9 protein-coding genes are annotated in these 6945 nt (G+C 64.3%); 1 reads left to right on the top strand and 8 read right to left on the bottom strand.

Annotated features, from left to right (window positions below):
* The 5 genes from QZ213_RS22320 to QZ213_RS22300 all read right to left on the bottom strand — a co-directional run.
* A partial coding sequence (locus QZ213_RS22320; protein ID WP_291688262.1) for an ABC transporter ATP-binding protein occupies window positions 1-681 on the bottom strand: 681 nt, incomplete at its 3' end.
* Window positions 674-1900 (bottom strand): FtsX-like permease family protein, encoded by a 1227-nt coding sequence (locus QZ213_RS22315; protein WP_291688261.1) that lies wholly within the window; start codon window positions 1898-1900, stop codon window positions 674-676. The genes QZ213_RS22315 and QZ213_RS22320, both read right to left, overlap by 8 nt.
* Window positions 1897-3162, bottom strand: coding sequence for an efflux RND transporter periplasmic adaptor subunit (locus QZ213_RS22310; protein WP_291688260.1), 1266 nt, complete (start codon window positions 3160-3162; stop codon window positions 1897-1899). Before QZ213_RS22310 ends, QZ213_RS22315 begins: the two co-directional genes overlap by 4 nt.
* Window positions 3163-3342: 180 nt before the next feature.
* On the bottom strand, window positions 3343-3876 hold the full coding sequence (locus QZ213_RS22305) for a Spy/CpxP family protein refolding chaperone (RefSeq protein ID WP_291688259.1): 534 nt from the start codon (window positions 3874-3876) through the stop codon (window positions 3343-3345).
* A 37-nt stretch (window positions 3877-3913) separates the two neighbouring features.
* Entirely contained in the window at window positions 3914-4123 is a 210-nt protein-coding gene (locus QZ213_RS22300) for a DUF2892 domain-containing protein (RefSeq protein ID WP_291688258.1), read from the bottom strand.
* Between the two features lie 243 nt (window positions 4124-4366).
* Here QZ213_RS22300 and ybaK point away from each other — a divergent pair, with 243 nt between their 5' ends.
* Window positions 4367-4840, top strand: a complete 474-nt coding sequence (gene ybaK, locus QZ213_RS22295) for a Cys-tRNA(Pro) deacylase (protein WP_291688257.1) — start codon at window positions 4367-4369, stop codon at window positions 4838-4840.
* A 33-nt stretch (window positions 4841-4873) separates the two neighbouring features.
* On the opposite strand, the gene QZ213_RS22290 is transcribed toward ybaK, so the two are convergent.
* The 3 genes from QZ213_RS22290 to QZ213_RS22280 are packed head-to-tail and all read right to left on the bottom strand — an operon-like array spanning window position 4874 to window position 6892.
* Window positions 4874-6073 carry an MFS transporter gene (locus tag QZ213_RS22290; protein WP_291688256.1) on the bottom strand — a complete coding sequence of 400 codons (1200 nt, stop codon included), beginning with the start codon at window positions 6071-6073 and terminating at the stop codon, window positions 4874-4876.
* A gap of 14 nt (window positions 6074-6087) precedes the next feature.
* Complete coding sequence (locus QZ213_RS22285) at window positions 6088-6306, bottom strand: hypothetical protein (protein ID WP_291688255.1); 219 nt, start codon at window positions 6304-6306, stop codon at window positions 6088-6090.
* Window positions 6299-6892 carry an isochorismatase family protein gene (locus tag QZ213_RS22280; RefSeq protein WP_291688254.1) on the bottom strand — a complete coding sequence of 198 codons (594 nt, stop codon included), beginning with the start codon at window positions 6890-6892 and terminating at the stop codon, window positions 6299-6301. The genes QZ213_RS22285 and QZ213_RS22280 overlap by 8 nt, the downstream gene beginning before the upstream one ends.
* Between the last annotated feature and the right edge of the window lie 53 nt (window positions 6893-6945).

Raw genomic sequence — 6945 nt, 5'->3', positions numbered from 1 at the left:
AGGTTGAATGCGGCCGTCCACCACTTCGATGATCCGATCGCAGCGGCGGGCGAGATCGAGATTGTGGGTCACCAGCAGGAAACTGGTGCCGCTGTCCCGGTTGACCTGGCGCATCAATTCGAAAACGGCGTCGGCGGATTTGGTGTCGAGGTTGCCGGTCGGCTCGTCCGCCAGCACCAGATCCGGGTTCATCGCCAGCGCCCGCGCCACCGCGACCCGCTGCTGCTGGCCGCCCGACATGTTGGTGGCGAGATTGTTGGCGAATTTCTGCAGGCCGACCTGCGCCAGAAGGTCAGACGCCCGCTTCTCGATCTCGGCACTGGCAAAACCGCGGTCCGCCAGCATCGGCATCATCACATTCTCGCGCGCCGTGAAGGCGGAGATCAGAAGGTGATACTGAAACACGAAGCCGATGGTGTGACCGCGCAGATGGGTGATTTCGGTATCGCCCAGCATGCCGGTATCCTGGCCCTTGATGGTGAGCCGGCCGGAGGTCGGCCGGTCGAGCAGTCCGACGATATTGAGCAGCGTGCTCTTGCCCGAGCCGGACGGCCCGATCAGCGCCAGGAATTCGCCGTGCTCGAGTTTGAGGTCGATATCGTGCAGCACCTCGACCTCGGACGGCTGCCCGATATTGTAGGCCTTGCAGACTTTCTCCAATCGCAGGATTTCTTCAGCCACGGATCGCCACCACCGGATCGAGTTTGGCCGCGCGCAGCGCCGGCGCGGTCGCCGCGAGCAGTCCGGTCAGCGTCGCCAAGAGCGCGGTCAGGATGAACAGGCGCCGCTCGAGGATCAGGGGAAACAATTCCGACCCGTCCGCCTGCCGCGCCACCGAATGCCAGTAAACAAGCGCGAACGCGCCCATCGCCGCGCCGAACAGCGAGCCGATAAAGCCGAGCAATCCGCCCTGCAGCAAGAACACCCGCAGGATCTGGCCGCGCGAGGTACCCATCGCGCGCAGGATGCCGATATCCTTCGAGCGCTGGATCACCGAGACGATCAGGACCGCCGCGATGCCGAACGCGACCGACAGCGCGACGAACAGCCTGATCAGCGTATTGGAGGTTTCCTGCGCCTGCACGGCGGTGAAGAACTGCGCGTTGGTCTTGATCCAGCTGTCGGCCTCCACCGCATTGGCCGCCTGAATGCGCTGGGCGATCGCCTCCGCGGCATAGATATCGGTGATGGTCATGTCGATGGTGGTGACGCCGCCGATCATGCCGAGCAGCGACTGCGCGGTGCGCAACGCCACGTAGCTTGCGCGCTGGTTGACGCCCTTGTTGCCCAGATCGACCAGGCCCGAAATCGTCAGTACGCGGTTGGCGCCATTGGCCGCCTGGATGTTCAGCTTGTCGCCGACGGTGGCGCCGAGATCCTTGGCGAGTTCGATGCCGATGATGATGTCCTCGCTGGTCAGCCGCGGCTCGCCGGCGACGACGTAATCGGGAACCTTGACGATCTTGAAATAGGAATCCGGCTCGACGCCGGACAGCGTGATGGCGCGGCTGGCATCGCCGCGCACGGCGAGCGCGGAGCCCGACATGGTCGGAGCGACCGCGGTCACTTCCGGCATCGCCAGCATCTGGGCGCGGATCTTGGGCCACTGGTCGATCGAGATCACGCGCTGGCTCGGACGCTGCACTCTCGCATCCTCGAATTCGCCGGCGCCGCCGCGCAGCGGGCGCGCGATCTGATCGGGCGTCAGCAGCTGGATTTGCGGCTGCGAGGTGAGAACGCGCTTGATGAAATTGGCCTCCAGCCCCGCCAGCATCGCCGACATGAAGACGATGACGCCGACGCCGATGGCGATGCCGCCGACGATGAACAACGTCTGCAGCCGGCCTTCGCGCAGAAACCGCACCGCCGTGATCCATTCGAACGGCAGCCAGTGGTTCATGACACGACGGCCCGCACGCGCTGGCCGGTCAGGACCCCCGAATTCAGCGGGATCGCGACCTCGCCTTCGGTCATTCCCTCCAGGATTTCGACATGGTTGTTGCCGCGCAGACCGAGCCGGACCGGCCGCTTGACGGCGCGGCCGTCCTTGATGCCGAGCACCCAGGGCTGGCCGGACAACGCGTCGTGCACGGAGCGGATCGGGAGCACCAGCGCGCTGTCTTTCGCGGCATCCTCGATATCGACCGAAACCGTCATGTCCTGCCGCAGATAGTCCGGCGGATCGGTCACGTTAAGTTTCACCTCGACGGAGGCGCGGGTGATGTCGATTCCCGGATTGATATAGGAGACGACGGCGGCAAAACGCTGGTCCGGATAGGCGTCCGCCGAGGCCAGCGCCTTCTGCCCCAGCGAGATTTTCCCCAGATTGCGCTCGTCGATCTGCAGCACCAGTTGAACTTCTCCGGCGGGCGCCAGCACCAACAGCGCCTTGCCCGGCTGCACCACCGCGCCGCGCTCGACATTGCGGGTGATCAGCACGCCGTCGCGCGGCGCCGCGATGGTGGCATAGCCGTGCCGCGACTCGGCCGTGTCGAGATTGGCATGCGCCTGGTTGAGCTGGGTCTGCGCCATCACATAGTCGCTGCCGCCGGGGCTTGCGGTGTAGACCTGAAATTCGGCCGTGCGCACCTGGGTTCGCGCAACGTCGAGGGTCTTCTGGGCGTCGTCGAGCGCCGCGCGGGTGGCAAATCCTTCTTTCGCCAGGGTCGAGGTGCGATCGAAGGTCTGCTGGGCATTCAACAGGTTCGCCTTCGCCTGGGTCAGCGCTTCGCGCGCCGAGGGCAGCGTCAGTTCATCGAGCTGCCGCATCCGCGCCTCAGCCTGGGCGACCGCACCCTGCGCCTGCACGACGGCTGCTTTCAGCTCGCGGGATTCCAGCGAGATCAAAGGCTGGCCCTTGGTGACCCGCTCGCCCTCCTGCACCAGAACATCGTCCACGGTGCCGGTGATCTGGCTGCCGATCTCGACCCGATAGGGCGTTTCGACATGGCCGCTGGCGACCACCGTCTCAACCAGATTGCCCCGATGGACCTGATCGACGACGACGGCGGGCCCAAGGATCAGCCGCGCGCCCTGCCAGCCGCCCGCGGCGAGCGCCAGCAGCACTGCCAGGACGAACCATCGGTGGGACCAGATCGCCGCCCCTGCGGCAGAGGCGTTAAGCGTATGCTTTCGCGGAAGCGCAATTGACTGTTCGACCATTTCGACGCCATGCAAATCGCGCCCGAACGGCGGGCGAGGTTTGTTTCCTGAGCTGTGATTATTGATGTGGGGCCGGCGAGCCGGACCGTTTGTCGAACCATAGTGCAACGCCGGTTGCGGACGTTGCGTTAGGTCAAGGGAACGCGCCGGCCGGAAGCCGGGCTGTTCCCTGCCCCGGCGCTACCAGTGATCGCGCCAGCGCCAGTAACGGCCGCGGCCGACATTGGAATCGAGCCGGCCCTTTTGCTCATCGCTCAGCGTCGCATAGAATGCCTCCAGCGCCGGCCGCATGGTGCGGATCGCCTGTAGCATCGTGTCCATGCGTTTTTCCATGGCTTCCGTTCGGCCTGGAAGCGTTGCGGGAACGTCGGTCTGGCATGCATCGCGCATCATCTCGGCCGATTTGATCGATGCCGCCTTGAATTCATCGAACCTGGCGCGCTGTGCGTCGGTGGGTTTGACCAGTTCCGCGATCCGGTCGGTTCGCCACTCGGCAAAGCCGGTGGCGGCCGGATTGCACATCCCGGCAAAACCGCGGCGGCCCGTCATCCAGGACCCCATCATGCCCTGGCCCGACATCATGCCCGGCCCCATCATTCCAGCCCCTATCATTCCAGACCCGGGGCCGTAAGGCTGGGCGGTGGCGGCGGCCAACAATGCCGCGCCCACCAAGGCGACGGCTGCGATCAGCGCGATCCTGAATCTTACGGCCATGGCGCTCTCTCCGGCTTGGGGACTTGAGGCACCCCGCTCAGCTCGGCTGTTTGGCCGAACAAGTGGACATGCCGAACACCTTGTAGGCGGGGCAATACGCAAAGATCGCGGTCAATAGCGGCACGACGCCGATCCAGCCGGTCCAATTCCAACCGGTCTGAGGGAAGCCGATGGGAATGGCATAGGCGATAAGCAAAAGCCCGATCATGACCCTTATAATCCGATCGACCGATCCAACATTGCTCATGGGCTGCGATCCCTTCCGACTGCGGATTGTCGTATAATATCGATAGGCCGCGCAGGCCCCTTGATGTGGGTCAAATGCCGCCCCCCGGAAGCGGGTCACTTCATAGGCTCTCGGAGCCGCGTTCGATTTGCGTGCGATCGCATCGCTTCAGGATCCGCGCAGCGTTCAACTGCATGAATGGGCGTGACGCCTGGCGTTCAAGATTGCTATCTCTCCGGCGATATCCGACGACGGAGCGGTAGCATGTCGAAAACCACCCGTGCGACACTGGTGCTCGGCAAGCTTGGCGTCAAATTCGCCCTGCACAGTTACGATTATGATCCCGACGCCGACCGGATCGGGCTGCAGGCCGCCGAGGCGCTCGGCGTCGAGCCGCGCCGCGTGCTGAAGACGCTGATGGCGGAGGTCGACGGCAAGCCGGTCTGCGTCGTGGTGCCGTCGGATCGTGAAGTCAGCATGAAGAAGCTGGCGGCGATATTTCGCGGCAAGACCGCCAGCATGATGCGGCCGGCCGACGCCGAACGGCTGACCGGATATCATGTCGGCGGCATCAGCCCGTTCGGGCAGAAGAAGCGCGTCCCGGTCGCAGTCGACGCCGCGGCGCTTGAGGAAACCAGCGTGTATCTGAACGGCGGGCAACGCGGATTGCAGATCGAGCTCGATCCGAAGGACGGCGCCAGGGCGCTCGACGCGATCGTGTCGGCGCTGACCGCGTGAGCGGGGGCAGACGCGGATCCGACGCCCCGCCGCTCACGAGGCCGCGCGCAGCTCGGCACTGTTGTCGCGCACGGCGAGCCGCTGCGGCTTCGACAGGAATACGAACGACAGGCACAAGGGCACGATCGCGGCGAGCAACACCGCACCCGCGATCAGCCCGACCGACGGTGATCCCCAAGCGTCCTGCAAATGGCCCACGACCAGAGGCCCGACGGCCATCAGCACGTAGAAGCATGTGTAGAACACCCCAAGTCCGACCGCCCGCTGGTGCGGACCGAGCACCCTTGACGGCAACGAAAGGATGGCTCCCGACAAGGGACCGACCGCAACCCCGAACAGCAGGCAGAAGATGGTCGGAAAGACGCCGGCGACGAACAGCGCAAGCGCCACGGCGGCGACCAGCGCACAGGTGACGATCGCCGAGATCGGCTTGCCCGAGCGATGAACAAGATATCCGCCGGACGGAATGGCCAGGATCGTGCACCAGATCGCCAGGCTGGTCAGGGAGGCCGCAACGGTGGGCGTCGATCCCTGCGCCACCATCAGCAAGGGCGCATAGCTGAAGAACAAGATGCAGGCGAGGTTCATCCCGCCCCAGATCACCCCGGCGATCGTGACCGGAAGCAGAACGGCAACGGGGAGCCCCGCGTGGTCGGTCGCCGCCGGCTGCGTCGGCTGCTCCCGTTCCGAAACAGGGATGAAAGCGCAAAGCACGGCTGTCGCGCAAAGGCTGCCCGATAGCATCACCGCGGGCCATCCCAGGAACTGGGCGATATAGGCCTGAATGGGCAGAGCGAGCATCGCCCCGAACGGCCAGCTCATCTGCAGCAGCGACATCGCAAGGACGATTTCGCGGCTGTCGAACCAGTCCACCGTCATCTTGGTGGCCACCAGAACCACAATCGTCGCGCCGACGCCGCCGATCGTGCGCGCGACGAGCGCCACCGCAAAACCATCGGAGCAGCTCAACGCCGCTCCGGAAATCGCCATCATCGCCAGCCCGGCAAGCCCGAGCTTCTTTTCGCGAAAGCGTTGGCCCAATAACCCGGCCGGAAACGCAACCACGATTCCGGGCAGCAGATAGGCCCCGAGCAGCATGCCGATTTGGGAGTAATTGATTCCAAAATCCTGCATCAGCAGGTTCGCGGTCGATCCGATCGACTGGAACTGAAATCCCGTCGCCGCCCGCGCCGCGAACAGCACCGCAAGGATCATCCATCTTCGGCCCGGCATCCGCGCCTCTCCGATCAATCCGGGTGCTCGCCGCTGACGAGGTCGACGCTGAGGGAGTTGGAGAACTCGGACAGCTCCTCCTCGGAGATCTCGTGAAGCGAAAGACGAAGCTGCATGATGGCCAGATCGATCAGATGGCCGGCAAAGGAAGCCCCCCGGGAAACAACGATGTGACGTTGCTCCGTCAAAACCTGGACGACGTTGCGCAGCCGGCGCGCACTGAGCTCATCCATATCGATGCCCCCTGAAACTGCGCGGCGAAGTCGCGACCAGCCAGTGGCGCGTAGTCACGGTGTCGGCGAACAATCCAATGGCGTTCGTCGTGACGGCGTGGACCGCCACTGCGTCGGTGGCGATTCGACCACGACTCGCGGAAGCATCGCTGAGGAAAGTAACGCGATGGCCCCGATGGGAAGCATCGATCGCGGTTGCAAGACATGTCTCTTCGGCGACAAGGCCGGCAATCGCGAAGTTTCCGATCCGGGAAACCACATCCTCAAATAGCTGGTTGGTGTAGCAGGAAGGTTGCGGCCGTTCGAATACCATATCGGATCGCTTCGGCTCGAAGCCCGAAATCCACGCGGACTGCCCTGCGCGTTCGGTCGTGCCCGGATTGCGCGACGGCCTGGTAAACGCGATTGGCAGGCCGAGACTTCGCGCATGCCGCAGCGCGCGGGTGCAGTTTTCCATCGAACGCGCGAGGTCGGACGCCCGATCCTTCGCGAGTTCGTCATAGTTCGATTCCTGCAGGTCGACCATGACGAGCAAACGACTGCTCGATGGGCTGACGTAAGAGCGCATATCTATGACGGAGTTCATCAGGCGCCCGCCACCAAGCTGATGCCTCGGCTCGCCGACTTTTCAAGAATGCC

The sequence above is a fragment of the Bradyrhizobium sp. genome (assembly GCF_017881085.1).
GTDB lineage: Bacteria > Pseudomonadota > Alphaproteobacteria > Rhizobiales > Xanthobacteraceae > Bradyrhizobium.
This window is presented reverse-complemented; position numbering and strand designations above follow the sequence as displayed.